The following is a 25,521-nucleotide window of genomic DNA, read 5'->3' as shown; positions in this document are numbered from 1 at the left end:
TCATTTTATTTTTAATTGTGGGGAATGGTATGAAAATCCTTGATGTGCGAGCGGCTAGCTTTGAATGTGCATTTCAAGAAGTGCTAGCGCGCGGTAAAATGGATATAAAAAATGTCTCCAATATAGTGCAAGAGATACTAGATTCTGTGCAGGAAAATGGCTTAGCAGCGATTAAAGCTCATATCGCGCAGTTTGATAAATGGGAGGCGCGTGAGTTTAGCGATATTTGTATCACGCAAGAGCAATGCCTTAAAGCCTATAACGCACTTCCCTTAGGGCTTAAATCTGCGTTGCATGTAGCCTATGATAGAATCTACGCCTTTCACCAAAAGCAAAAAGAAAAAAGTTGGATTGATTGTGAGGCAAATGGCAGCCTGCTTGGTTCAAAGCTCACACCTATGGAGCGCGCGGGCTTATACATTCCCGGAGGGAAGGCTGCTTATCCTAGCTCGCTTTTAATGAATGCCATTCCTGCGATTGTAGCGGGTGTTAAAGAAATTGTCGTATGCTCGCCAACACCCAACAATGAGCCGCATTCTTTGCTGCTTGCGGCATTGCATTTATGTGGGATTAAAGAAATTTATAAAGTAGGCGGGGCAAGCGCCATAGGGCTTATGGCGTATGGCTGCAAAGAAGTGCCAAAGGTAGATGTAATCACAGGTCCGGGAAATATTTTTGTGGCGTGTGCAAAAAAGTTAGTCTTTGGCGAAGTAAATATTGATATGATTGCCGGTCCTAGCGAAATAGCCATTATTGCGGATAAAGATGCTAATGCGCGCTATGTGGCGTATGATTTGCTCTCTCAAGCCGAACATGATGAAATGGCAAGCTCGATTTTAATAAGCGATAATTTGCCACTTATAGAATCTGTGCAGGCTCATATACAAGATATTTTGCCAACTCTAAGCCGCGCTCACATTGCGGAGAAAAGCATTCAAAATCGTGCTGTGATGATACATACACGCAGCCTTAAAGAAAGTATAGATATTGCAAATGCCCTAGCTCCAGAGCATTTGGAGATTTTATGTAATGAAGCTTTCGCAGTGCTACCACTCATTAAGCACGCGGGGGCGATTTTTTTAGGGCAGTATTCAAGCGAGCCTATTGGCGATTATTTGGCAGGTCCTAATCATACTTTGCCTACAGGCGGGAGTGCCAGATTTTTTTCACCCTTAAGTGTGGAGCATTTTATGAAGCGGAGTTCCATTATTGCTTTTTCTGCTCCTGCATTGGCAGAAATGGGCGAGGCTTGCGCACTATTAGCACAAAGCGAATCACTTCAAGCGCACGCGCAAGCGGTTTTAACAAGGCTAGATTCTATATCGACAAGAGATTTTTCAAAGGAGCGTGAATAATGGACGCATTTTTTGAGGGCACGCCGCTGCAAAAATGGCAAGAAATCATCTGCAACGCCTCGCCCACTTTAGTAGGGCTAGAATTAGAGCATTTATTAGAGCGCATAGCGATATATGAGGCGATTTTAGAAAAACAAGGCATTGATATAGAATCTGCCTTTAGTGAATACCGCTTTGATGAGGGCTTTGCAGAGGCGTTAAGTGAGGCAAAAAACAATCTCGCACTGGATTCTATGGCAAAAATATTGAGTAATTATGAATAGTATGCGCGCGCGAATGTATCCACAAATCTATAGATATTTAGCAATTTTTTTGCTTTGCTCCATTGCTTTGGCTTCTACGCCGCTGTGGGTATGGGAAAAAAGCCTAGAGCTTGAAAAAGAGCAGGTATATAAGGCGGATATTAGCGTGGGCAATGTGCAAAAAATACTAGAATTTCGCTGGACATTATTTAAAAATAAAGGGCTTGTGCTGCATATTCGCTATGATAAGTTTAATCATCAAGTCGTGCTGTATGAGGACTATCAGCGTAATGCCTATAAAATACCGCTTGGCAGGGGAAATAGCGAGCAAAAAGATGAGCCGCATTTGGTGATATATTTTAAAAATTTTGCGGATAAAAAGGCGCATTTAAAGCTTTATATTGAGGGCATTGGGGCAAGTGTGATTAGCGAAAGTGTGGGCAAAGTATGAATATAGCATTTGCCATAGAGCGCATAAAGGCGCACATTAAGCAATATATTACAGAATGTAAAAATGAGCAAGTAACGCAGCTTTGCACGCATTTAAGTTATGGAAAAATGCTGCGTAGCAAGCTGCTATTAGCCATTAGTGGTATGAGCGAGGAGGCTTTGCGGGTGTGTGCGTTCATTGAGATGATACAAAGTGCTTCGCTTTTGCATGATGATGTTATCGATGAGGCAATGACAAGGCGCGGCAAAGATTCTATAAATGCGACTTTTGGGAATAAAAATGCCATTATGCTAGGCGATGTGCTGTATTCTAAGGCATTTTATGAGCTAAGCACCTTAGATGTGCGATTGGCGCAAAGCGTGTCTGCGGCGGTGGTTAGACTATCTGTTGGAGAGATTGAAGATGTGAGCTTATCGCAAAGCTTCCATACGCACAAGGAGCGCTATATTCGTATGTGTGCGGATAAAACAGCTGCGCTTATTGTCGCAGCAGCGGAGTGTGGCGCGATTTTAAAGGGCTTAAATAAGCATATTTATAGAATCTATGGCGAAAATTTGGGCATTGCTTTTCAAATTGTTGATGATGTGTTGGATATTACACAAGATGCTAGCACGCTTGGTAAGCCCGCAATGAGCGATTTTAAGGAGGGTAAGACTACGCTACCTTATATGTATCTTTATGAATGTTTAGATGCTAATGAGCAAGCGCAACTGCTTTCATATTTTGGGATAAGTTTGAACGCAGAACAAGCAATGTGGATACGCCTCCAAATGCAAAAGCATAATATCATTACACGCAGCATTAATGAAGCCAAAATGTATGCAAACAAAGCTAGGGAGGCTATTCAAAATGAGGGAAATGACAAACTGCAAGCAATCCTTGCGCAAATGATTGAGCGGACATTTTAAGGGAGGCTACACATAATGGAAGAAAAGGTGCAAATGGAATATATGGTGGTGAGTTTTTCTCATAAAAATGTAGAAATTGATATGAGAGAGCGGCTTAGTATTAAAGAAAGTGAAATGCTCCCTTTTTTGCGCGAAATTACGCATAATGAAGCCATAAGCGAGTGTATTTTGCTCTGCACTTGTAATCGTGTGGAATTTTATGTGAGCGTGTATGACAAAAAGCGCGCGCTAGCACATATTTATCAAACTCTCAGTGCATTCAAGGGCATAGATGTGGCGCATTTAGAGCAAATAGCAGTTGTGCGCTTGAATGAATATGCCATTTATCATATTTTTGGCGTGGCTTCAAGTCTTGATAGTTTAGTCGTTGGCGAAACGCAAATCACAGGGCAGCTCAAAAACGCGTATAAATTTGCCTTTGATAATGGATTTTGCAGCAAAGATATGACGCGCCTTATGCATTTTGCCTTTAAATGCGCAGCAAGCATTAGGCAGCAGACAAATATTTCTTCTCATAGTGTCTCTGTAGCCTCAACAGCAGTATATATGGCAGAGCAAACACTTCAAAAGCAAGGTAAAACTTTAGCAGCCCTGCCTGTTTTGGTCGTTGGCAGTGGCGAAATGGGACGCCTCGTGTGCAAGCATTTATTAAACACTAAAGCACATATTACGCTCATTTCACGCACGCAAAGCCATGCTAAAGCCCTAGCAGATGAGCTAAACACAAAAGATATTCATATAGAATCTTGGGAGCGTTTGGAGCAGATTTTAAATGATTTTGCAGTGATTTTTAGCGCCACAAGCGCGCCAAAGTGCGTTATTAGCGCGCCAATGGTGCAGGAGCGAAATTTTCCTCGATGGTGGTTTGATTTAGCTTTGCCGCGAGATATAGAATCTATACAGCATAAAAATGTGCAGATTTTTTGCGTAGATGATTTGCAAGAAGTAGTCCAAGAGCATAAAGACGCAAGGCAGGAGAGTGCTAAGGAGGCACATAGAATCTTAGAGGGTTTTGTAGTGGAATTTTTCACTTGGCTGCAGACTTTAAGCATTGAGCCTGTGATTAAACATATCCGCTTTCTTGCGAAACAATCTTGCCTAAAAGAGCTTGATAGAGCCATAAAAAAGGGCTTTATCCCTAGCGAGTATCGCTCAAATGTTGAAAAAATTTTGCATGGTGCGTTTAATACATTTTTGCATAATCCCACAATGCGGCTAAGACAGGCAAGCGAAACGCCTCAAGGTGACCCCATTATCGAGGCGATGAAAAGTATGTTTGATATTAATGATGAAATTGTTATGCTCAATAATTTTAAATGCGAGAAAGATACGACATTTTAATATAAAGGACTGCTATGCTTTTTTCACAACTTTTTCTCACCACGCTTAAAGACGCTCCCAAAGATGCCATTTTAAAAAGTCATAAATACCTTGTGCGCGGGGGATTTATCCAGCAAATGGGGAGTGGGATTTATAATTTTTTGCCATTAGGGAAAAAGCTGCTTGATAAGGTGCGTTATATCGTAAAGGAGGAAATGGATTCTGTAGGGGCGCAAGAAGTGCTTATGGGGTTTGTTACACCTGCGGAGCTATGGAGAGAATCTGGGCGATATGAAAAGTATGGCGATGAATTGCTGCGCTTTACAGATAGGAAAGAAAATGAATTTGTGCTAGGTCCAACCCATGAAGAGGTGGTAACGCAAATGGTTAAAAATAGTGTAAAAAGCTATAAGCAGCTTCCATTGCATCTCTATCAGATTCATACTAAATTCCGCGATGAAATGCGTCCGCGCTTTGGGCTTATGCGAGGGCGTGAATTTATTATGAAAGACGGATATAGCTTTCATGCTAGTAGTGAGGATTTGGATAGGGAATTTGATGTTATGGAGCAAACATATAAGCGCATACTTACGCGAATGGGCGTTACATATAAAATCGTAGAGGCAGATTCTGGAGCGATTGGGGGTAGCGGAAGTAAAGAATTTATGGTGCTTGCACCTTGTGGGGAGGATACTATTGTGGTGTGCGAGCATTGCGATTATGGTGCAAATATAGAAGTGGGCAAGCGTGCGCATAGGAGTGCGCCACGCGCTCATGAAGTGCGCTATGACAGCAATGCGCCACAAGGGGATTTTGCACGATTTTTTACGCCTAATATTAAAGATATGCAGGCTTTGAGTGATTTTTTTAAGGTGGATAGATTCTATCTTATCAAAGCCATTGTGAAAAAAGCAAGGCATATTAATGGGAGTGCGGAATTAGTGTATTTTTTTGTGCGCGGCGATGATGATGGGGAAGAAACCAAAATGCTAAACGCCATTAATGCGCATCAAGCTTGCTATATCGCACTCGAGGAGGCGAGCATAGAGGACATAGGGCAAGCTGGGCTTGAAGCAGGGTTTATTGGACCTTATGCGCTGCGACATATTACTCATGCAAAGCATATTTATTTTGATGAATCGCTAAAAGATGCGCAGCACTTAATTTGCGGGGCAAATGAGAAAGATTGGCACTTTGTGGGTGTGAATCTAGGCGAGTTTGAGGGCTTAGTGTATGCGGATTTAGTGCAGGTTAAAGAGGGCGATTTGTGCCATAAATGTGGGGGGAAATTGTATTACACAAAAGGCATTGAGGTAGGACATATTTTTAAGCTTGGGACGAAGTATTCTTATGCACTTAATGCGCAGTTTTTGGATAAAAATGGCAAGGCGCAGGATTTTATTATGGGCTGTTATGGCTTTGGAATTTCACGCATTTTGCCTGCGATTTTGGAGCAAAAAAGCGATGAGTTAGGCTGCGTGTGGAGTAAGGAAGTGAGCGTATTTGATATAGTTATTATCATATCAAATATAAAGGATAAAGCCCAAAGTGAATTTGCTTATAGAATCTACAACGAGCTTAAGGCGCATGGCGTTGATGTGCTGCTTGATGAGCGCGATGAGCGCTTTGGGGTAAAGATGAAAGATTTTGAGCTGGTGGGATTTAATTATGCGCTTATTGTGGGCAAAGGCTTAGAAAATGGGCAGCTAGAGCTCATTAGGCGCGAAGGATTGGTAAAAACAGAGCTTGAAGCGGCAAATGTGTGTGAGCGCATCATTCATCTCATTAAGGAGTAAAAATGAGCATACTCACTATTGGCACGCGTGGTAGCGCGCTGGCATTATGGCAGGCTGAATATATCAAATCTCGCTTAAAAAACGAATGCGGCTTAGAATCTCAAATCCAAATTATCAAAACACGCGGAGATAAAATCCTTGATGTGCCGCTCGCAAAGATTGGCGGCAAGGGACTTTTTACTAAAGAATTAGAGGAAATGCTTTTAAATGGGACAATTGATTTGGCTGTGCATAGCCTTAAAGATGTGCCTGTGGAGTTTCCTCCTAGCCTTGATTTAGCCGCTATCACGCAGCGCGAGGATAGTAGAGATTGCTTTTTAAGCGTGAAATATCCTGATATGACTTCTTTGCCTAAAAACGCAAAAGTAGGCACAACTTCGCTGCGCCGCTCTATGCAGATAAAAAAATATCGCTCCGATTTAGACACGTTAAGTCTGCGCGGCAATGTGCAAACGCGCCTAGAAAAGCTAAAAAATGGCACATTTGACGCTATTATCTTGGCACAAGCGGGCATTACAAGGCTAGCCATTACTGCTAAAGATGTGCCATATATTACGCCTTTAGCCTTTATGATACCCGCTATGGGGCAGGGCGCGCTAGGTATTGAAATGCGCACTGATAGCCCATATTTTAAGACTATATCTACGCTCACGCATGCAGAGACTGCGCTTTGTGTGAGTGCGGAGCGAGCATTTGTCAAAGCTCTTAATGGCGGCTGTCAAGTGCCTATTGGTGTGCATGCAAGATATGTGAATAAGGCACTTATTTTGGAAGCCATTGTGGGGTTGCCAGATGGGAGCGAGTGCATTAGCGATGTGCAGGAAATGCCTATAGGCTTAGAGGAGCAAGAGAGGGCTAGGGATTTTGGGATACAGCTCGCACAGGGCTTTATTGCCAAAGGCGCAAGGGAGCTTTTAGCTCGCGCCGCACAAATGGCGTTTGCGTAGATTCTGTATTTTATAGAATCTATCTTTTTCTCTTTCACAACGCTTTGCGCTTTTCTAGATTCTATAAAATTAAAGCTCCGCAGAATCTGCGCGGTATATGTGCCAAAGGGGTTGCTCAAAAATATCAGGGATATTAGTAAGCACTTCAAAAGGCTTGAAGCGCTCTTTGTAGCCCATGCAATAGTGATTTTTAATCCAATATCCGGGATAGAAGTATTTTAAGCCATAATCCTTGCCAATTTGAATTTGCTTTAAAATATTAAGCGTTCCTAAGCTGTAGTGCGCAAAATGGTGGTCATAGAAAAAATACACCGCCGTAATGCTATCAAAAAGCACATCTACAAGCCCCACGCCAATGAGTTGAGAATCTACAAAATACAATAGCTCATAGCCAAAGTCTTGATGCCCATCTACAAACATATCCATATAGTTTTCGGGCGTTGTGGGGGTGTATTCCCAACCTTTTTTATCGCGCATAGTGAGATGATAGCGATTATATAGCTCGATATGGGCTTGTGTAACGGTGGGCTTTTGTATGTATGTATCGATATTTTGGGATTTTTTTAGCACTCTTTTGTGATTTTTGCTAAAAGTAAATTCATCAATGAGCGTGCGCACAGAAATGCAATCTGTGCAGCCATTACACATAGGAGTAAAAAAATAATTGCCAAACCGCCGCCACCCCCGCTCTAGTAGTCCATGATAAAAAGAAGGCGTTACATTTTGGATATGAAAATAGCGAAAAAGGCTTTTTTTAGAATCTATGTAGCTACAAGTTTTTTCATCAGAATAAAATTCAACCAATCTCATAGCTATTTGATATGCTCATAATTTTTCTTAAAAGTGCTTACTTTAAGCAGATACCGCCTACCCTCATCGGAGGGGAGCTTAGTGCGCAATGTATCATAGACTTTTGATGATGAGAGGGCATTAATGCGCTGGAAAGCTTGAGTTTTATCGCTTGCAAAAGTCCTAAGCACACTGCCCGCACCTGCATTATACGCCGTAATCACGCAATATTCTTGACTTAGCTTATCTTTCACATCGGGCAAATAGCGATTAAAAAGAATGCTTAAATACGCCACGCCATACTCGATATTAGTTTCAGGGTTAAAAAGCATTTCTTTAGTAGGCTTGCCCTTTTTGCCATTAATAAGCTCATACGCGTCCGCTCCTGCAGTGCTTGGCACGATTTGCATGAGTCCATATGCGGGCGCACCGCTCACAGCGTAGGGATTGAAATTAGATTCTGTTTGGATAATGCCTAGCACAAGGGCTGGCGAGACATTATACTTACGAGCGTATTTTTGCACAATGGCTTCATATTTATGCTCGCTTTTGCTTTGATAATCCCCAACCATTTGCAAATCCACATAATTCACCACCTTGCCCTTGCTATCCTTGCGGGTTTTTAGCTTATGAGTTATGAGATATTTGGCATAGCGTTGCGCGCGCCATTGTGTAAGTATATCCTCCCCATCGTTGTCTTTGATTAAGCCTGCTAAAAATGGTTTGCCATCAAAACTAAAATCATCGCTTGAGTATAAATCAACCTTGCTTGGGTCTTGAGGCAGCAAAAGTGTGTGGCTAATGGCTTGCTCTAGCGACTGCATAGGATTTATAGAATCTATAGTCTCAATGCGTATTGCTCCAGAGGTAAAATCAATGCTAGCCTTTGATTTGTAGTTGTTTGAATATTTCACATAAGTTTGCGCGCTAGGCAGGCTCACATCTTCCGCGCTCCACTGCTTTGCGACATTGCCGCTTAGCGCATTAGCAATTTTATTATATTGCTTCTTTGCCTCTTTAATATCGCGCAAAAGGGCTTTGTGGTCGCTTGCGTAGATTCTAAATTGATTACCTGCAATTTGCTGCAGAGCGTAATTTGGGTCATCAGCAATTGCGACTTTATGGGCATTTTGCACATTAAGCGCAGAGCAGCCAAACAAACAAAGCGCGAGAGTGAGAATCTGCAAGAGTTTATGCAAACCTTGCCGCAAAAAGGAGTTTTGTCGCCCAAAAACTTTCAAAAAATGCCTTATATCTTAAGATTTAGGCTTAGGATTGTAGCGTAAAAATAAAAACTTTTTATTATCATTATGAATGTGCTATACTTTTTGCCTATTCAAAAATTAATAAAATTAAATAAAATGATAATGTAAAAATACTATAAGATTAAAGTCATCTAAAGTTACTAAAGGCGGGTGAAATGTTATGAATATCGTGTTTGGTCCTGTGCATTCGCGGCGATTTGGGCGCTCTTTGGGCGTTGATTTATCACCTTTTGAAAAGCAGTGCAATTTTGATTGCGTGTATTGCGAGCTTGCAGGGCATAAAAGTGTAGATTCTATGCGTAAGATTGTGAGCGTAGATGATGTGATAAAAGCGGTAAAATCTGCACTCAATGTGCATGAATGTGATGTTTTAACGCTTACAGCAAATGGCGAACCAACGCTGTATCCATATTTACAAGAATTAATTAGCAATCTTAAGAAAATAGTGCCAGATTCTATAAAGTTGCTCCTTTTGACGAATGGTTCGCTTTTGTGGAAGCCAAGTGTGAGGAGTGCTATGAGCCAGCTTGATATGGTGAAATTTTCTTGCGATAGTTTAGAATCTAGAGCCTTTAAACACATTGACCGCCCGCATTCAAGCCTTAAACTTACGCAGATTAAAGAGGGCATTGCCACTTTTTGCAAGGAGTTTAAGGGCGAGATTATTGCTGAAGTGCTATTTGTCAAAGGCATTAATGACACTTTGGAGCAAAGCAGGGAAATTGCAGCATTTCTAGCTAGCCTACCCATTCATCGCGTGGATATTGGGAGTATTGACCGCCCACCTGCCTATAAGGTTGAGGCAGTGAGCGAAGAAGAGCTAAAAAAACTTGCGGCATGTTTTTATGCCTATCCTAAGCTTCATATTAATTTGCCCAAACGCAAAGATAATGCCGCAGAAAGTGCGCAAAAATCATACTCACAAGATGAGCTTATTGGGCTTATCAAGCGCCGTCCATTAAGCATTAATGACGCTCAAAAAATGTTAGATTCTCAATCATTAGCACTTTTATATAAACTCTGCCAAAAAGGTAGCATAAAGCAAAGCAGTGTAGGGAATAACGCATTTTATCAGCTCGCCGACGGGCTGCATAAAAAATTATAGAATCTATTGCAGAATTTCACTATCTTAGAACGCAAAGGCATAATATGACACAGCAGTATATAGAGCAGTTTATTTCACAGGCTTTAAGTGAGGATTTAGGTAGGGGTGATTTATTTGCCCTCATTGCGCCAGATAGGAGCGTTAAAGCCTCTGTTGTCGCTAAAGAAGATGGCATATTTTCAGGGGCTGTATATGCGCAAGCTTTAATGAAACACTTTAACATACACATCATACGTATGCATAATGATGGGGAATTCTTTTCACAAGGGGCGCATTTATGCGATATAGAGGGAAGTTATATATATATTTTGCAGCTTGAGCGCGTGCTGCTTAATATCCTAGCTCATAGCAGCGGGATAGCGACTTTATGCGCTGCATATATGGCGCAAATACAAGATATATCCATTAAGCTGCTTGATACACGCAAAACGCGCCCTTTGCTACGCGAACTTGAGAAATATTCTATCCGCAATGGTGGGGGCTGTAATCATCGCTTTGGGCTTGATACAATGCTTATGCTAAAAGACACGCATTTATCGCATATTGGGAATCTTTGTGAAATTATTAGCACTGCTAGAGAGAGATTGCCATTTATGTGTCCTATTGAAGTGGAGTGTGAGAATCTAGCGTATGTCAAAGAAGCTATAAGCGCGGGAGCAGATGTGATTATGTGTGATAATATGAGTGTGGCTCAAGTGCGTGAAGTGGTGGCTTATCGTAATGCCACCGCACCGCATATTGTGCTTGAAGCCAGTGGGAATATCACACTTGAGAATATTAGAGCATACGCGCTAAGTGGCGTTGAGGCTTTGAGCGTTGGCTCGCTTATTCATCAGGCGCGCTGGCTTGATTTAAGCCTAAAAATTAAGTAGTGTAAGATTTTATATGCGCTTTGATAGAGAATCTTTTTTTATGCATTGTTTGCAAAAAGAGGGTGTTACGCAGGGCATAGGCGATGATTGCTGCATTTTGCTTAATGCTAGCCCAAAAATGTATAAAACACATAGCGCGCATATACAATCGCTCACTCATCATTGCCCTGCATTATTTGCTAAGTCTAATAAATCCTTAGCTATCGGTATGGATAGCTTTTGTGAGGGAGTGCATTTTTTACAAAAGTGGTTTTCGCCCTATGAGATAGCGCAAAAAGCCTTTATGGTTAATCACTCCGATATGGTGGCAATGAATGCAAAGCCCTTATATGCGATGCTAAGTATCGCGCTGCCAAAGCATTGGGAGAGAAGGGAGATAAAAGATTTTGCTAGAGGTGTGGGCGATTTTTGCCGCCTGTGGGGGATAAAAATTATAGGTGGGGATACCATTAGCGCGGAAAAAATGCAAATTCATATCACTTATTTTGGTTTGAAGCATAAGCACACGCTTTATCGCGATAAAATAGCGCACGGTAGCCTTATTTGCTGCACTTGTGATATGTATCCAAAGTATGCGCTAACTCAAAGTCTAAAAAACCTTAATATGCTGCTTAAAAATCCCAAAGCTAAAAAGCCAAAGGGCATATTTTTATCCCCCAAATTGCGTGCGGACTTTATTTCTCATTGCGCGCATTTTTTGAGGGGGGGTATGGATATATCTGATGGCATTTTGAGTGAAATCACACGTCTATGTGCGCTTAATCATGCAGGGTTCAAATCGTTTATTCCCCTATTTAGCGCACAATCAAGGCTTTTTCTCCAAAGTGCGGAGGTGTATGAAATGCTTTTTGCTATAGCGCCTAAAGACTTGCTGCGCGCCAAACAAATAGCCAAAAAATATAGAATCCGCATTCGCCCGCTTGGTATGTTAAGTAAAAAACGCTACAAACTACCGCCATACCGCAAGTGGCATTAAGGCAGCAGATTACACAAAGGAGTTTTATGACCATTATTCTAGCCACCAACAATGCGCACAAAATCCGCGAATTTCAAGCCATATTAAAAGATGAGTTTAAGCAGCACAAAAACATCAGAGTATGCGCATATAGCGACATTATAGAGCCTTTTGAGATTATAGAATCTGGCGTAACTTTTAAGGAAAATGCCACAATTAAAGTTAAGGCTATTTATGAGGCTATTAAGCACGAATTTAAGTTTCGCCCCTTGCCCTATGCTGCGCCATATTTTATTATCGCAGAGGATAGCGGGCTATGTGTGCTAGCACTCAATGGCGAGCCGGGCATTTATAGCGCGCGGTATGCGAGCTTTAAGCACTTTGATAGCATAGAATCTAGCACAGATTTAGCCAATCTGCACTGTCTTATAGAATCTATAAAGCCCATTGCGCCTACACCTGCGTATTTTCTTGCACATATTGCTATGATTGAGATAAAGGCATTTTCTTGCACACCGTCAGCAGATTTTATCATAGAGCATTTTGAAGGCAAGCTTAAAGGCAGTGTAATAGCGCAAATGCGAGGCAATGCGGGCTTTGGTTATGACCCTATTTTCATACCTAGCGAGGATAATCCTTTAGGTTTAAGTTTAGCAGAATATAATCCAAGTGCTAAAAATCGTATATCCCACCGCAAAAAAGCCATTTCTCAATGCATAGAAAAAATTTTAAGCTAAGATTTAAGGTAAAAAAAATTTCTTTATGGCTACAATGCGCATTCTATCTTACATTACAAAGGATTAAAATGTTAAAAATGACAACTTCACGGGTTTCTATTATCGTTTGCGGCGCGCTTCTTATGTCGGCTTGCACGACAAATCCCTACACAGGCGAATCGCAAGTAAGTAAAACCGCTATTGGCGCATTAGGAACAGCGGCTGTGGGCGCTGGAATTGGCGCATTGGTGCATAAGAAAAATAGGGCAAAGGGTGCGGCTATTGGCGCAGGTGTGGGCGCATTAGCAGGGGGAGCAGTGGGCGCATATATGGATATCCAAGATAAAAAATTGCGTGAAGAGTTGCAAGGCACGGGGGTAAGCGTTACAAAAATTGGAGATGAAATCACACTTAATATGCCCGGCGATATTACTTTTAGAACAGGTAGTGCGGACTTAAGTGGGGATTTCTACCCAGTGCTTAATTCTGTGGCAAAAGTGCTTAATAAGTATGAAAAAACTATTGTGAGTGTTGTTGGATTTACCGATAATACAGGCTCTGATGCGACAAATTTAGCACTTTCTCAACAGCGTGCTAATGCCGTGGCGCAATATCTTAAAAATCAAAAAGTTAAAAGTGAAAGATTTGTCATTGAGGGCTTAGGCTCAAGCGAACCAATCGCTTCAAATGCCACTGCAGAGGGCAGGGCAAAAAATCGCCGCGTTGAAATTTCACTTACAGCGATTACTAAATAGTATAAAACTCCCCCAAGTTTAGGGACTTAAGGAGGATAGTATATGAAGCAGCTTGTGCCATCTATCCTCTTTGTTGCAAGCATTATATGCATTTTGTGCGTAGGATTCTATCCGCAAATGTGCGTTTTGTTTTATCCGGCATTTTGTGGGCTTGCTTTGGCGCTTTTTATCCAAACTTACAGCATTTTAAGAGTAAAAAAGCAAGCCACCATTAAAGCCTACTACAAGCCAGATTCTATATTGCATCGTTATTTTGCTCACTTTACACTTGTGAGATTTGTGAGTTTTTTTGTCGCGCTTGTGGGAAGTGTGACGCTTTTTTTTATGCTTATATTTCCTAGTGGGAGTGAGATTTTTTTACTTTGCTTACTTGTGCCAATTAGCATATATGGCTTTAGAGTGATAAATTTCATCTGTAAAGCCAATATTAGCGGGGATTTCGCATCTGTGCTTGCGCTTAAATATACCGCTATTGTTTGTGCGCTTGTGGCGTGTTTGATTGAGATTATATTTGCTAATAGCGCTCAAGGTGCGCCTATAATGGACACGCAAACGCATTATCAAAATCTATTACAAAGCTATCATATCGCACAAATGCCCTGCCAAATATGGCAAGAAATTTTTGCCTTTATTTTGCTTAAAAAAGCTATTCTTGATATGCTGTATGCAAATGTAGCAGATACTTATTTGCATATTGGGCTTGAGATATTATTTGCCTGCGGGCATTTTGCTTCGTTTGTGAGCTTTTGTTTGCTGTGTGTGGGGAGTGAGAGGGGTATTTATAAATATTTTGCACTTAAAAAACCAAAAAGGGAAGCTAAGGAAAATCAAATTATAGAATCTACGCAAGATTTGCCCGCTCATACACGCTCTTTTAGGCAGTTTTTCACCATGCTTTTTTTTCTCATAAGCCTCTATATCGCCTTTAATATAAGCATTCATCTGCAATCTTTGGCTAAATCTACAAGTGCGCTCCCTCCGCTGCTTAGCTCACAGATTCTAGAAAAAAATGCACCCTACATCACGCTAAGTATTCAAGGCGCGCAAGGCTTCATAAATAGCAGCGATGTGCCAGCCTTAACACACAAGCTCCAAAGCAATGTTGCAGATTTTCAATCTCAGCTTGATAGCGCTGTGCAGGGCAGTGTAGATGAATATTTTGTCAAAGAAGAAGTGATTATTAATGAATATTCTAAATGGTATTTTAGCGTTTATGGCGAATATACGCGGCTTTTTTACGCGGCGATTGGTAAGGGTGAGGAGATTGCACAAGAGCAGTTTATTTTTTTGCTTAAAACCTACACGCCCTATGATTTAGAGGCTCATCTTAATGACATTTATGATAAAGCATTGGCAAATCTTAAGCCCCATTTGCAGCAGAGTTTTAATTTTTTTATCACATACAAAAAGCCAAATAACGCGCAATTTACGCAAAATCTCTCTTTTAGTGAAATTAATCATAAGCTTGATTTACTCTCTCCTAGGGCAACTGATGGCATTGCAGCAATTTTTAGCGCAAGTGTGGCAGGCTCTATGATACTTAAAAGTTCAGCCAAAATGCTTGGTAAATCAACGGCGAAAGTAGTTGGCAAAACAGCTGTAAAAAAGGGCATTTCTACCACTGCTGGTGCTGGTGGGGCGATTTTATGTGGGGCATTGGCGCCATTGTGCGCTATAGGTTTTTTTGTGGCGAGTGATTATGCGATTAATAGCGTTGATGAAGTGCTAAATGAAGATGCGTTCAAAGCCCAAATGCGCGAGGGCTTTACGCAGTGGAAAATTCAGCTAAAAAACAGCCTTGTAAGCTATAATGCACAACTTTCAAAACAAATTTTACAAACTATCCCTTTAGAATCTAGCCCGACTTCTTCATCGTCACAAGCAGATTCTATACACGCAAATTAAGGAGGAGCAATGAAGCAAATGAGCAAGGCGACATTCATACTTAGTGCCTGCCTTTTTGCTGGCATAGTAGTGCTAGCAAATTTTACTGTGCAGTTTTCTGTGTTAAACACCCCGCTTACTTATGGCGCACTCACTTATCCTTTGAGCTTTTTGCTTATGGATATTTTAAGTGAAAAATATAGCAAAGCCCAAGTGCTAAAAACGCTTTGGCTAGGGCTATTGCTTGCCTTTGTGCCTTCACTTTTAGCTAGTGAGCCGCGCATTGCTATAGCGAGCGTTTGTGCATTTTTTGTTTCACAAAATTTAGATATTCACATCTTTTTTTATTTAAAAAATCGCTTCCCCAACCTTTGGTGGCTGCGTAATAACGCTAGCACGATGATTTCACAATTTATAGACACTATGATTTTTTTCCACATCGCTTTTTTATTTATTTATCCATGGGAACACATTGTGGCTATGCTTTTGGCTGATTTTAGTATGAAAGCCTTTCTTTCGCTGTGTGATACGCCATTATTTTATGCATTTGCCATACGCACTAAGCCCAAAATCACAAAATCATAAGGGGATAATATGAATTTTTCTAACAAATGCTCGCGTCTCTTTGGGCGCTTTGCCTCTCATAAGTTTTTTCCTCCCTTGCAGCGGCTTATTAATGCCATTTATGTGAAAATATTTCATATTGAGCTAGCTGAATTTGCCCCTAGCGCTAGCTATCCTTCGCTTAATGCCCTTTTTACGCGCGCACTCTGTATCCCTCGCTCCATTAATCCAAATCCTATTGTGCTTATATCGCCCTGTGATAGCTTGATTACACAAATTGGTAAGAGTGAAGACAAGCAGGCGTTGCAAATTAAAGGTATGGCGTATTCTATCGAGGAGCTTTTAGGGCAGAAGCTTGATAGAGAGTTTTATTATGTGAATTTTTATCTTTCTCCTAGAGATTATCATCGCTATCATGCGCCTTGTGATATGCAAATTTATGAAGTGCGCTATTTTAGCGGTGAGCTTTTGCCAGTTAATATGCCATCTTTGCACAAAAATCAACATTTATTTGCCAGAAATGAACGCGTGGTAGTTGTGGCAAAGACACCAAGTCATAAATGGCTTTATTTTGTGGCTGTAGGCGCGCTCAATGTGGGGAGTATTGTTATGCATTTTGAATCTAAGATACAAAGCAATGCCAAATCGCATAATATTTCCTACACCTACAGCACGCCTCTTTCTGTCAAAAAAGGCGAGGAGTTGGGTATGTTTAAAATGGGCTCAACCATTGTGCTGTTTATGGAGCAAATGCTCCTTGATGTGCCTATTAATCAAAAAGTGAAATTTGCCCAAGATATAGGCACTTACGCATAATTAATTTATTTGTGATATAAGCCACGCATACAAATAAAAGGAGTGAGAATGTCGGTAAATGAGGCAGATTCTAAAGTGCTTTGCGGCGAGATAAAAGCCCTATTAAAAAAGCTTGATGGGCTTTTGGTGGCGCATTTTTATCAAAAAGATGAGATTGTGGCATTAGCAGATTTATGCGGGGATAGCTTGGAATTATCGCGCAAGGCTTCTGTGAGCGATAAAAATTTGATTATCTTTTGCGGCGTGGCGTTTATGGGGCAGAGTGTAAAGGTGCTAGCTCCGCAAAAGCGCGTGGTAATGCCACGCCTTGCGTGCTGCTCAATGGCGAGAATGATTGATAGTGAATATTATGACAAAAGCATTGAAACTTTGGAGGCGTATGGGCTAAAGAGAGAGGAGATTTTCCCTATTACTTATATTAATTCAAATGCCGATGTAAAGGCAAAGGTAGCCCAAATGGGCGGGCTAGTTTGCACCAGTGCTAATGCGCATAAAATTTTTGACTTTGCCAAAGCACAGGGCAAAAAAATCTTTTTCCTCCCCGATAGATGTTTGGGGGAAAATCTCGCGCGCGCAGATGGCAAAAAAGCCTCGCTCTTAGGCAGGGATAGCAAAGAGGTGATTTTAGATTCTGATGTGATTTGCTATGATGGATTTTGCTCCGTTCATCAGCTTTTTACGCCAAGTGACGTGGCATTTTACCGCTCAAAATTCCCCGATATTAAAATTGTCGTGCACCCAGAATGTGATAGCAGCGTGGTGGAGCTAGCCGACTTTGTAGGCTCTACAAGCCAAATTATCACCTATGTGCAGAATCTGCCTTTAGCACAAAGAGTGGCTGTTGGCACGGAGTTTAATTTGGTTAATCGCCTGCGCCCTAAATATAATGGCACACAAACTACCTTTGTGCTAAGCTCAAGCAAGCCACAATGCCCTACGATGAATGAAACGACTCTGCAAGATATACTTGATGTCCTGCTCGCATTAGAAGATGATAAGCCCATAAATGAGGTATTTTTAGAATCTAGCGTGCAAAAATGGGCAAAAATCGCCCTTGATAGAATGCTTGAGCTTTCTTAATTTATCCCAAGATAGAATCTGCCATAAAGTCGCCCTCTATACTTTTTGGCGCAATTTGTGCGCTAAAAAGTGGCGTGAAATCCCCCATTTTATAATGCTCCACACCCACGCGCCCAATCATAGCAGCATTATCCGCGCAAAAAGCAAGCGGGGCTAAATGCAAGGTAATATCATATTGCGCGCATAGTTGTGCTAATTTTTCTCGCAGTGTGCTATTTGCGCTTGCTCCACCCACAATGGCAAAATGCTTTAAATGCGCACAACGCTCCTTAGAATCCTCCGCAAGCCCGCTATGCTTTAAATCCTGCTTTTTTTGCTCCTTAAAAAATAGTTCGCATTTTTGGGTAATGTGATGACACGCCGCCTCCTGAAAGCCCGCACAAATACTTGCCATATTTGCCTCACTTAGAGGCTTTGGCAAATCCTGCAGAGCTAGTCTTACAGCATTTTTAAGCCCAGAGAAGCTAAATTGCACTTTTTTATTACGAGCTAGAGGGATAGGAAAGTGCTGCGCGCGCAAATGCGGATACTGCCCTTTAAAAGTGCGCGCATAAGATTCTATAATAGGACCGCCCGGATAGCCAAGCCCTAGGTATTTTGCCACCTTATCAAAGCTCTCACCAAAGCTATCATCAAGCGTTTGAGCAATAAGCGCGATATGATTAAAATCATACATTTTTAGAATCTGTGTATGTCCCCCAGAGACGAGCAAAATACCAAGTGGCAGCAGGGATTGTGGATTTAATGGTGTAGATTCTATAGTGCGCGGCAAAGGCGCATTTGTCTCATCTTTAATGAAAAGTGAGTAAATATGCCCTTTGAGGTGATTTACGCAAATGAGAGGGACATTTAGCCCAAGACATAGCGTTTTTGCCATCATTAAGCCTTCAATCAGCGTTACGCTTAGTCCCGGGCGCGTGGTTACAGCAATGGCTTTAATAGGCGATAAATCATTATGTAGAAATATTTTAAGTTTTTCTAAAATCTCCGGAAGCCTTTGTGCATGAAGTCTTGAAGCGATTTCTGGCACAATACCACCATAAGTGCTATGCGCCTCATCTTGCGAGATTTTTATATGATACAAAAGCGCGCCATCATCGATACGAGTGAGAGCCAATGAGCTATCATCGCAGCTAGATTCTATACTTAAAATCATTTAATTCCCCAAAGCCTTTAATATGTTAGAATTATACAGCATATTTTTAAAGGACATTTTATGGCGCATACTATGGATTCTAAGGCGGATTTTGGGGTAGATTTTAAGGCAGTGAGGCTAAAGGCAGAGTGGGAAAGACAGGTGGCTACGCTTATGGCATTTCCGCATAAAAATAGTGATTGGGCAGCGCACCTAAGCCAAGCACAGCAAAGTTTTATAGATATTATTAAGCAGATTTTGCATTTTCAATCTGTCATTCTCTGCGTGGATAGTGAGGACGCAGAGGGGTTAGCATTACTTAAAGCGACATTTTATGATACTCCACAGCGCGCGCCTGTGGAGTTAAATGCAGATTCTATAGAATCTACCGCAAATCTTGCTCAAACGCATCTTGCACCCGCGCAGGCTTACATTAATGCGCATTTTAATGAATCTATCGCGCGGGAATGTATTTGCCTTTATGCGCTAGATTCTATCTTTGGGCTTTATATCGTGCGCGTGGGGACAAATGACACTTGGGCGCGGGATTTTGGCGGGATTAGCATAGAAAGCAAGCATGGGATAAAAATGCTTGATTTTACCTTTAATGGTTGGGGGCTTAAATATCCTGCCAATAAAGATAATCAAATCACGCGCCATCTTTTTAAAAAAGACTATCTCTTAAACGCGGATATGGTGCTTGAGGGTGGGAGCATTGATAGTAATGGCAATGGCATTTTGCTCACCAACACACAATGCCTGCTTGAGCCTAATCGCAACGCGCACCTAAGCCAAGCCGATATAGAATCTAAATTGAAACACTATTTCAATATTCATCAGATTCTGTGGCTGCATTATGGCTATTTGGCTGGCGATGATACAGATAGTCATATTGACACGCTTGCACGCTTTATTGCGCCTGATAGTATCGCGTATATTGTGTGTGAAGATAAGCAAGATGAGCATTTTGAACATTTAGCGCGTATGCAAGCAGAATTGCAAGCATTGAGGCAAAAGAATGGCGAGCCTTTCAAACTCATCGCACTTCCCTTTACAAAGCCTATTTTTGATGCAAACAAAGAGCGTCTCCCTGCGAGCTATGCGAATTTTTTGTTTGTGAATGATGCGCTGCTTGTGCCAACTTATAGTGATGAAAATGATGAGAGGGCATTGCAGATTTTGCAAGCGGCATTGCCTAAGCATAAAGTAGTGGGCGTAGATTGCCGCACGCTTATCCTTTGGCATGGGAGTTTGCACTGCATTAGTATGCAGCTGTATGCAGATAATCCTTCAAAGTAGGCATTTGCAGCTCCTCATACAAGGCTTTTGTGCGCTCTTTGCCACATAAATGCTCTACAATCTCTAGCGCAAATACCGCCGCAGTCGCAGGCGCTGTGGAAGTGATAATATTATCGTGCGTTACCACTGCTTGGGTAAGTTTATGCTTATCTTGCATATTTATTTCAGCCTCACAGCCCGGATAGCAGGTAAATTCACGCGGAAGCACGCCAGCCTTATCTAGCACAATGGGCGCAGCACAAATTGCGCAAAGCAGTTTATTATTAGCCCTAAAAGCTTGCAACCAAGATGTAACTAAATCATTTTTTGCAAGATTTTGCATACCCTCATAGCCTCCAGCTAGCACAACGGCGCTAAATTCTGCCATATCAAGCTCGCCTAAAGTCGCATTTGCCTCTATGATAATGTGATGTGCGCCCAGCACGCGCTTGTGAGAATCTAGGCTTGCCATTACCACGCGCACATTGGCTCTGCGCAAAATATCCACCACACTTATTAGCTCAATCTCCTCAAAGCCTTTTGCAAGCGGCACAAGAACACTTTTCATAACTCACTCCTTGTTGAAAATAATATACACATTGTAGCTTGCATAAGTAATCTTACCTTTATTTGGCGCAAACTAGCCCAAAGCTGTTGGATTATTTATAGAATCTAGTGCGCGAGGTTTGAGTGCGTAAAATCAAGCAAAAATTGCGTGAAAATATCACATAGCAGGCATAAATCCTTGATTGATACGCGTTCATTTATGGCGTGGATTCTATCATTTGGCACGCCTAGTTCGACTACATCGATATTATGCGCGGCAAAAAACCTCGCATCGCTCGTGCCTCCGCTAGTGCTTAGCTGCGTGGTGATATGAAAATGCTGCGCGATAGTTTGTGTGAGCAATTGGACAAGTGCGCTATGACTTGAGGTGATAAAAGGCAGCGAATTGGTCTTAAGCGTGAGCGTAAAGGGTAAATGTGCTAATACAGATTCTATATACGCGCGGATAGAATCTGCGCTGCTGCGCGGAGAGTTTCTCACATTAAACATAATCTTAAGTGATTGTGGCGTTATATTCACCACCTCCATACCCCCGCGAATATCTGTAACTACAAGCTTGCTAGGCGCGAAATACTTATCGCCACTATCAAGCTCAACACCCGCAAGTAAGCCAAGTCTATCGCCAAGCAGTTCAATGGGATTAATGCATTTCTCCGGATAGGCGACATGCCCTTGCTTGCCCTCAATTACAATAGTACCATTAATAGAGCCGCGCCGCCCAATTTTTAGCATATCGCCACTTTGTGCTATGCTTGTAGGCTCTGCCACAATACAAAAATGAGGGAGCAGCCCTTGATTTTTTAGCTCTTCAAGCATAAGGCGCGTGCCATAAGTCCCCTCGCCCTCCTCATCGCTTGTGAGCAAAATTGAAATCATACAACCCTTAAGGCAAGATTGTATATTTTTAGAATCTAGTTGAGATTTTATGGCTTTAGATTTTATAATGCGCGATTTTGCACTCTTAGATTCTGTAATTATAGAATCTAGCGCCCTGCAAATAGCGCGAACAAAGGCGCTCACACCACCTTTCATATCCTGCGTGCCTCTGCCATAAATATATCCATCATGCTCCATTGCGCAAAATGGCTCATATTCCCACCCTTGCCCTGGTGGTACAACATCTATATGCCCTGCAAAACATAAGTGACGCAGGCTAGATTTTGCTGTATTTTTAGGCGCGATGAGATAGAAAAGATTTTTAACGCCTTGCTTTTCTTGCTCGATAATAAGCGTATCAAGCAAAGGATTTTGCGCAAAATGGGCAAATTCAGCCTTAATTATCTCATAAATCCCACATTCCTTAGGCGTGATACTCTCCAACTTTACTAATTTTTGCAAAAGAGAAATGGGCATTTTAATCCTTTTTGGGCTTTGTTTCATCTTTATTTGGAAGCATAATTTGCGCGCCTAGCGATTTATATATACGCCCAACTCGCCCTACAAAATGCGGCAAAAAGTTTAAATCTTTGGCATAAATGCTATCGGCGATATAAAAAAAGCGCGCCTCTAGCAGCACGCTTTTAGCCTCGCCAAGCTCAAGCACATCATATAAATCACATAAAAAAGCAACCTTTATCCCCTGCGGCACGGGTGGATAGCTAGTTTCTAGCACCTCAAGGGGTATATCAAATGCATTTGCTTCGCTCACATTGTAGGCTAGCTCTGCGCTGCTATCTTGCAGGGCTTGCAAATGCGAGAGTTCGCACATACTAATGCTAGCCTTGCGCGTTTGGAGAATGTTTTTAAAACTATCTTTCTGGCTGCCATCGCTTTTTTGCATCATGCAGACAGAGAAAATAGGAGGATTTACGCAAAGAGGTGCAAAAAAGCTAAAGGGCGCGAGATTAACTAAACCATTAGGAAAAACGCTGCTTATCCACGCAATAGGGCGAGGAGTTATGGTATTACTTAGAATCTTATAATTTTGCAATGGGGTTGAAGTGGAGACATCAAGTATCATAAGTTAGCCTTTTGTGTTGATTTTCTAGCAGTCTATTAGTATAAGTGATAACTTCTGCTGGGGTGATAAACTTCATACAATTATGATGCCCCAAAGGGCATTCGCGCTTCTTGCAAGGTGAGCAAGGCAAGGCTTTTGACAAAAGCACAAAGGGGGGATTAGCACATAATACATTAGTAGAATCTTGCCTTATAGATTCTGTAAATGGCGTGTAGGGGGCTGTTTCATACATATCTGTGGGACCAAAAATAGCCACAATAGGCACTTTCAAGGCTGTAGCAATATGCATAGGTCCGCTATCATTGGTGATAAACACGCTCATCGCGCTAATGTAATCCACTAGCTCGTGTAAATTGGTTTTGTCTGTGAGATTATGAAAATATTGCATATAGGGGTGATTTTTAAGCGCAGCGGCAATGTCGGTATTTGCTCTAGATTCTATACTTGAGCCAAAAAGATAGACTTCATAGCGCTGGCTTAAAAAATACTCTATTATGCTTATAAAGTGCGATTGTTCCCATCGTTTTGCACTCCCAAATGCCGCTCCGGGATTAATCCCTATGGCATAGGTGCGAGTATCCAAAATAGGCTTTGTGCTAATGAGCTTAAGCGGCTGATTTGATAGCAAATCTAGCAAAGTAGATTGTGTATTGCTAGATTCTGTGTGCAAATGCTTGTGGTTAGGCATTTTTAAGGAGGGTGTCTGCAAAGATTTGAAAATATAAGTTTGCACTGCTTTAAGCGGCGCAATAAGGGCAAGATACAAAAGCACTTGATGATATTTTTTACCACTGCTATTATATTTTTTTAATGGAAGGGCGTTTGTGAGCAGGAAACTGCGGGCATTTCTCGCATAACCTATGCGTATTTTACTTCTGCTCAAATATAAAAGCAGAGCAGAAAAAAAAGTATTACTAAAACTAATGGCAATATCGTGCGTGCCGATGTTTTTGGCTAGTTTTTTAATAGCTAGGATTCTAAAACGCGATGTTTTACTCTCATCAATAAAAATAGCGCGCACGCGTGTATCGCGCTCATAAATCCCACAACTCGCCTTTGTGCCTACAAGCGTGAAGTCTGCTTTATCAAAGCTTTTTTTAAGCCACTCAAATGCCGCAGAAACCATCACGCTATCGCCAAGCCAGTTTGGCAAACGTAGCAAGATGTGTCTAACTTCGCTTTGAGGGGTGATACTTTGCACAATGACGCCTTATGTTAAAATTCTTTAAAGTGTGGATTCTACACATAAAATTATAATATCGCTTATAAAATCAGTCAAAAAAGCATAGATTAAGGGCTAAAATTCGTGTGAAAAGCAAAAAATTTGCCAAAATACAACATTTTTAAGGTAAAATCGGCGGTTTGACATATTTAATCTAATGTTTATTTACTTTTTAAGGAGGTTAGATGGCGTTGGTTGCCCCTCGCACATTGAGTGGATTCAAGGATAGATTGCCTAAAGAGGCGCTTGCTAAGGCACATTTATTAAATAAAGTGAGTAGTGTTTTTATGAATTTTGGCTTTGTGCCTATTGAAACGCCGCATTTAGAGTATGCTGATGTGCTAGTAAAACAGGGGAGTGAGGAGATACAAAAGGAGCTTTATCGCTTTAAAGACCATGGCGGACGCGATGTGGCTTTGAGATTTGATTTAACCGTCCCTCTAGCGCGCTTTGTGTCTCAATATAAAAATGAGGTGGATTTGCCTTTTAAGCGATTTGCTATTGGTAATGTGTTTCGTGGGGAGAGAGCGCAGAGAGGGCGCTATAGGGAATTTACACAATGCGATTTTGACTTTATTGGGAGTGATAGCATCTCTTGTGATGCAGAAATTTTGCAAGTGATTTATGCTTCACTTGTGCGGCTAGGGATTGATGAATTTACTATCTGGCTCAATCATCGCGCTATTTTGAATGGCATTTGTGAGTATTGTGGCATTACAGAGCAGCATAATATTAATGCCACTTTGCGTATTATTGATAAGCTTGATAAAGTCGGTACAGAATCTGTAAGCGCGGAGCTACAAAAAGAGCTTGGGCTTACTAGCACTCAAGCACAGAATCTGCTAGAATATACATCAATCAAGCAGCAGGGCGATAGTGAAAGCTTTTTTAAGCAAATTTCTTTCATGGAAGAGTGGAATGATTCTATAAGAAAGGGTATTGCGGATTTAAAGGCGATGTATGAGGTGCTTTCACCCTTGCAAATGGATAGGGATACTTATCGTATAAATTTCTCCATCGCGCGCGGATTGGGGTATTACACAGGTATAGTATATGAAACTACGCTCAATGCCCTAAAAAGCATAGGCAGCGTTTGCTCTGGCGGGAGATATGATAATCTCACGCGCACATTTTCCAAAGAAAAAATGAGCGGTGTGGGAGCGAGCATTGGTATTGATAGGCTTTTGGCAGCCTTAGAAGAATTAGAAATCTTGCAAAAAAAGGCAACATCAGCGCGTGCGCTTATTGTGTGTATGGATACATCATACTTTGGCTATGCGCATTTCCTTGCAGAATCTTTCCGCCGCTCTAAAGTGCCTATTGAAGTCTATCCCGAGGCGAGCAAGCTTAAAAAGCAATTTAGCTATGCCAACATTAAAGGACATGAGTTTGTGATAGTTATTGGTGAAAGTGAGTTTAACACTAAAACCCTCACGCTTAAAAATATGACTTCAGGTATGCAAATGGATAGCATTAGCTTCCTTAAGGCTTTGACGCTCATTCAAGAAGAAGAGCAAGAAGAAATGAAAATATAAGATT

General features: G+C 41.5%; 25 protein-coding genes. 18 read left to right on the top strand and 7 right to left on the bottom strand.

Annotation, left to right across the window (positions count from 1 at the left end):
- The first annotated feature begins 29 nt into the window (after nt 1–29).
- From hisD to hemC, 7 genes are read left to right on the top strand one after another with little or no spacing between them, the layout of a single operon-like run.
- On the top strand, nt 30–1,355 hold the full coding sequence (hisD, locus tag LS71_RS05900) for a histidinol dehydrogenase (protein ID WP_034353059.1): 1,326 nt from the start codon (nt 30–32) through the stop codon (nt 1,353–1,355).
- The gene (locus tag LS71_RS05895) at nt 1,355–1,618 is read left to right on the top strand and encodes a DUF2018 family protein (RefSeq protein WP_034353056.1); all 264 of its coding nucleotides are present in this window, start codon (nt 1,355–1,357) and stop codon (nt 1,616–1,618) included. Before hisD ends, LS71_RS05895 begins: the two co-directional genes overlap by 1 nt.
- Nucleotides 1,611–2,048 carry a hypothetical protein gene (locus tag LS71_RS05890; protein WP_034353054.1) on the top strand — a complete coding sequence of 146 codons (438 nt, stop codon included), beginning with the start codon at nt 1,611–1,613 and terminating at the stop codon, nt 2,046–2,048. The genes LS71_RS05895 and LS71_RS05890 overlap by 8 nt, the downstream gene beginning before the upstream one ends.
- Nucleotides 2,049–2,062: 14 nt before the next feature.
- Entirely contained in the window at nt 2,063–2,956 is an 894-nt protein-coding gene (locus LS71_RS05885) for a polyprenyl synthetase family protein (protein ID WP_034353101.1), read from the top strand.
- A 15-nt stretch (nt 2,957–2,971) separates the two neighbouring features.
- On the top strand, nt 2,972–4,297 hold the full coding sequence (gene hemA, locus LS71_RS05880) for a glutamyl-tRNA reductase (RefSeq protein WP_052057845.1): 1,326 nt from the start codon (nt 2,972–2,974) through the stop codon (nt 4,295–4,297).
- 14 nt (nt 4,298–4,311) lie between these two features.
- Entirely contained in the window at nt 4,312–6,072 is a 1,761-nt protein-coding gene (locus LS71_RS05875; protein WP_034353053.1) for a proline--tRNA ligase, read from the top strand.
- Nucleotides 6,073–6,074: 2 nt separating this feature from the next.
- Entirely contained in the window at nt 6,075–7,019 is a 945-nt protein-coding gene (hemC, locus tag LS71_RS05870) for a hydroxymethylbilane synthase (protein ID WP_034353051.1), read from the top strand.
- A 69-nt stretch (nt 7,020–7,088) separates the two neighbouring features.
- Here hemC and LS71_RS05865 read toward each other — a convergent pair whose 3' ends face one another.
- On the bottom strand, nt 7,089–7,829 hold the full coding sequence (locus LS71_RS05865; protein WP_034353050.1) for an arginyltransferase: 741 nt from the start codon (nt 7,827–7,829) through the stop codon (nt 7,089–7,091).
- A 2-nt stretch (nt 7,830–7,831) separates the two neighbouring features.
- On the bottom strand, nt 7,832–9,049 hold the full coding sequence (locus LS71_RS05860) for a murein transglycosylase domain-containing protein (protein ID WP_238700358.1): 1,218 nt from the start codon (nt 9,047–9,049) through the stop codon (nt 7,832–7,834).
- 184 nt (nt 9,050–9,233) lie between these two features.
- Here LS71_RS05860 and LS71_RS05855 point away from each other — a divergent pair, with 184 nt between their 5' ends.
- The 9 genes from LS71_RS05855 (at nt 9,234) to nadA (ending at nt 17,820) form a co-directional block, all read left to right on the top strand.
- Nucleotides 9,234–10,178 carry a radical SAM protein gene (locus LS71_RS05855; protein ID WP_034353048.1) on the top strand — a complete coding sequence of 315 codons (945 nt, stop codon included), beginning with the start codon at nt 9,234–9,236 and terminating at the stop codon, nt 10,176–10,178.
- Nucleotides 10,179–10,222: 44 nt separating this feature from the next.
- A complete protein-coding gene (nadC, locus tag LS71_RS05850) occupies nt 10,223–11,050 on the top strand; it encodes a carboxylating nicotinate-nucleotide diphosphorylase (RefSeq protein ID WP_034353046.1) in 828 nt (275 codons plus the stop codon).
- 13 nt (nt 11,051–11,063) lie between these two features.
- A complete protein-coding gene (locus LS71_RS05845) occupies nt 11,064–12,026 on the top strand; it encodes a thiamine-phosphate kinase (protein ID WP_034353044.1) in 963 nt (320 codons plus the stop codon).
- Between the two features lie 26 nt (nt 12,027–12,052).
- Complete coding sequence (locus LS71_RS05840; protein WP_034353041.1) at nt 12,053–12,742, top strand: non-canonical purine NTP pyrophosphatase; 690 nt, start codon at nt 12,053–12,055, stop codon at nt 12,740–12,742.
- A 68-nt stretch (nt 12,743–12,810) separates the two neighbouring features.
- Nucleotides 12,811–13,476 (top strand): YiaD family glycine zipper/OmpA-like lipoprotein, encoded by a 666-nt coding sequence (locus LS71_RS05835; RefSeq protein WP_034353038.1) that lies wholly within the window; start codon nt 12,811–12,813, stop codon nt 13,474–13,476.
- Nucleotides 13,477–13,518: 42 nt separating this feature from the next.
- Entirely contained in the window at nt 13,519–15,381 is a 1,863-nt protein-coding gene (locus LS71_RS05830) for a hypothetical protein (RefSeq protein WP_052057843.1), read from the top strand.
- 9 nt (nt 15,382–15,390) lie between these two features.
- A complete protein-coding gene (locus LS71_RS05825; RefSeq protein ID WP_034353037.1) occupies nt 15,391–15,945 on the top strand; it encodes a queuosine precursor transporter in 555 nt (184 codons plus the stop codon).
- 9 nt (nt 15,946–15,954) lie between these two features.
- Entirely contained in the window at nt 15,955–16,740 is a 786-nt protein-coding gene (locus LS71_RS05820; RefSeq protein WP_034353034.1) for a phosphatidylserine decarboxylase, read from the top strand.
- Between the two features lie 48 nt (nt 16,741–16,788).
- Nucleotides 16,789–17,820 carry a quinolinate synthase NadA gene (gene nadA, locus LS71_RS05815; RefSeq protein ID WP_052057841.1) on the top strand — a complete coding sequence of 344 codons (1,032 nt, stop codon included), beginning with the start codon at nt 16,789–16,791 and terminating at the stop codon, nt 17,818–17,820.
- A gap of 1 nt (nt 17,821) precedes the next feature.
- Here the strand turns inward: nadA and tsaD are convergent, their stop codons facing one another.
- Nucleotides 17,822–18,976 (bottom strand): tRNA (adenosine(37)-N6)-threonylcarbamoyltransferase complex transferase subunit TsaD, encoded by a 1,155-nt coding sequence (tsaD, locus tag LS71_RS05810; RefSeq protein WP_034353032.1) that lies wholly within the window; start codon nt 18,974–18,976, stop codon nt 17,822–17,824.
- Nucleotides 18,977–19,036: 60 nt separating this feature from the next.
- Between tsaD and LS71_RS05805 the strand changes: the two genes are divergently transcribed.
- A complete protein-coding gene (locus LS71_RS05805; protein WP_238700357.1) occupies nt 19,037–20,254 on the top strand; it encodes an agmatine deiminase family protein in 1,218 nt (405 codons plus the stop codon).
- On the opposite strand, the gene LS71_RS05800 is transcribed toward LS71_RS05805, so the two are convergent.
- From LS71_RS05800 to waaF, 4 genes are all read right to left on the bottom strand, one after another.
- Nucleotides 20,217–20,801, bottom strand: a complete 585-nt coding sequence (locus tag LS71_RS05800; protein ID WP_034353029.1) for a DJ-1 family glyoxalase III — start codon at nt 20,799–20,801, stop codon at nt 20,217–20,219. The two genes, LS71_RS05805 and LS71_RS05800, sit on opposite strands and share 38 nt — an antisense overlap.
- A gap of 104 nt (nt 20,802–20,905) precedes the next feature.
- On the bottom strand, nt 20,906–22,153 hold the full coding sequence (gene dapE, locus LS71_RS05795) for a succinyl-diaminopimelate desuccinylase (protein ID WP_034353027.1): 1,248 nt from the start codon (nt 22,151–22,153) through the stop codon (nt 20,906–20,908).
- A 1-nt stretch (nt 22,154) separates the two neighbouring features.
- Nucleotides 22,155–22,760: a flavin reductase family protein gene (locus tag LS71_RS05790; RefSeq protein WP_034353025.1), complete on the bottom strand. Its 606-nt coding sequence runs from the start codon at nt 22,758–22,760 to the stop codon at nt 22,155–22,157.
- Entirely contained in the window at nt 22,750–23,961 is a 1,212-nt protein-coding gene (gene waaF, locus LS71_RS05785) for a lipopolysaccharide heptosyltransferase II (protein ID WP_238700355.1), read from the bottom strand. Before waaF ends, LS71_RS05790 begins: the two co-directional genes overlap by 11 nt.
- A 212-nt stretch (nt 23,962–24,173) precedes the next feature.
- Here waaF and hisS point away from each other — a divergent pair, with 212 nt between their 5' ends.
- A complete protein-coding gene (hisS, locus tag LS71_RS05780; protein WP_194145672.1) occupies nt 24,174–25,517 on the top strand; it encodes a histidine--tRNA ligase in 1,344 nt (447 codons plus the stop codon).
- Nucleotides 25,518–25,521: the final 4 nt, after the last annotated feature.

Origin of the sequence: Helicobacter jaachi, from assembly GCF_000763135.2 — a bacterium.
Classification (GTDB): domain Bacteria; phylum Campylobacterota; class Campylobacteria; order Campylobacterales; family Helicobacteraceae; genus Helicobacter_C; species Helicobacter_C jaachi.
Note: the sequence above shows the minus strand (reverse complement) of the source record. Positions and strands in the feature narration are given on the sequence as shown.

Coding starts and splice junctions, on each gene's coding strand:
- LS71_RS05875 (WP_034353053.1), top strand. CDS start 4,312: ATGCTTTTTTCACAACTTTTTCTCACCACGCTTAAAGACGCTCCCAAA.
- LS71_RS05845 (WP_034353044.1), top strand. CDS start 11,064: ATGCGCTTTGATAGAGAATCTTTTTTTATGCATTGTTTGCAAAAAGAG.
- LS71_RS05895 (WP_034353056.1), top strand. CDS start 1,355: ATGGACGCATTTTTTGAGGGCACGCCGCTGCAAAAATGGCAAGAAATC.
- LS71_RS05855 (WP_034353048.1), top strand. CDS start 9,234: ATGAATATCGTGTTTGGTCCTGTGCATTCGCGGCGATTTGGGCGCTCT.
- hisD (WP_034353059.1), top strand. CDS start 30: ATGAAAATCCTTGATGTGCGAGCGGCTAGCTTTGAATGTGCATTTCAA.
- LS71_RS05830 (WP_052057843.1), top strand. CDS start 13,519: ATGAAGCAGCTTGTGCCATCTATCCTCTTTGTTGCAAGCATTATATGC.
- nadA (WP_052057841.1), top strand. CDS start 16,789: ATGTCGGTAAATGAGGCAGATTCTAAAGTGCTTTGCGGCGAGATAAAA.
- LS71_RS05865 (WP_034353050.1), bottom strand. CDS start 7,829: ATGAGATTGGTTGAATTTTATTCTGATGAAAAAACTTGTAGCTACATA.
- tsaD (WP_034353032.1), bottom strand. CDS start 18,976: ATGATTTTAAGTATAGAATCTAGCTGCGATGATAGCTCATTGGCTCTC.
- LS71_RS05805 (WP_238700357.1), top strand. CDS start 19,037: ATGGCGCATACTATGGATTCTAAGGCGGATTTTGGGGTAGATTTTAAG.
- LS71_RS05790 (WP_034353025.1), bottom strand. CDS start 22,760: ATGATACTTGATGTCTCCACTTCAACCCCATTGCAAAATTATAAGATT.
- LS71_RS05835 (WP_034353038.1), top strand. CDS start 12,811: ATGTTAAAAATGACAACTTCACGGGTTTCTATTATCGTTTGCGGCGCG.
- LS71_RS05890 (WP_034353054.1), top strand. CDS start 1,611: ATGAATAGTATGCGCGCGCGAATGTATCCACAAATCTATAGATATTTA.
- hemA (WP_052057845.1), top strand. CDS start 2,972: ATGGAAGAAAAGGTGCAAATGGAATATATGGTGGTGAGTTTTTCTCAT.
- LS71_RS05820 (WP_034353034.1), top strand. CDS start 15,955: ATGAATTTTTCTAACAAATGCTCGCGTCTCTTTGGGCGCTTTGCCTCT.
- LS71_RS05825 (WP_034353037.1), top strand. CDS start 15,391: ATGAAGCAAATGAGCAAGGCGACATTCATACTTAGTGCCTGCCTTTTT.
- LS71_RS05840 (WP_034353041.1), top strand. CDS start 12,053: ATGACCATTATTCTAGCCACCAACAATGCGCACAAAATCCGCGAATTT.
- LS71_RS05800 (WP_034353029.1), bottom strand. CDS start 20,801: ATGAAAAGTGTTCTTGTGCCGCTTGCAAAAGGCTTTGAGGAGATTGAG.
- hemC (WP_034353051.1), top strand. CDS start 6,075: ATGAGCATACTCACTATTGGCACGCGTGGTAGCGCGCTGGCATTATGG.
- dapE (WP_034353027.1), bottom strand. CDS start 22,153: ATGCCCATTTCTCTTTTGCAAAAATTAGTAAAGTTGGAGAGTATCACG.
- nadC (WP_034353046.1), top strand. CDS start 10,223: ATGACACAGCAGTATATAGAGCAGTTTATTTCACAGGCTTTAAGTGAG.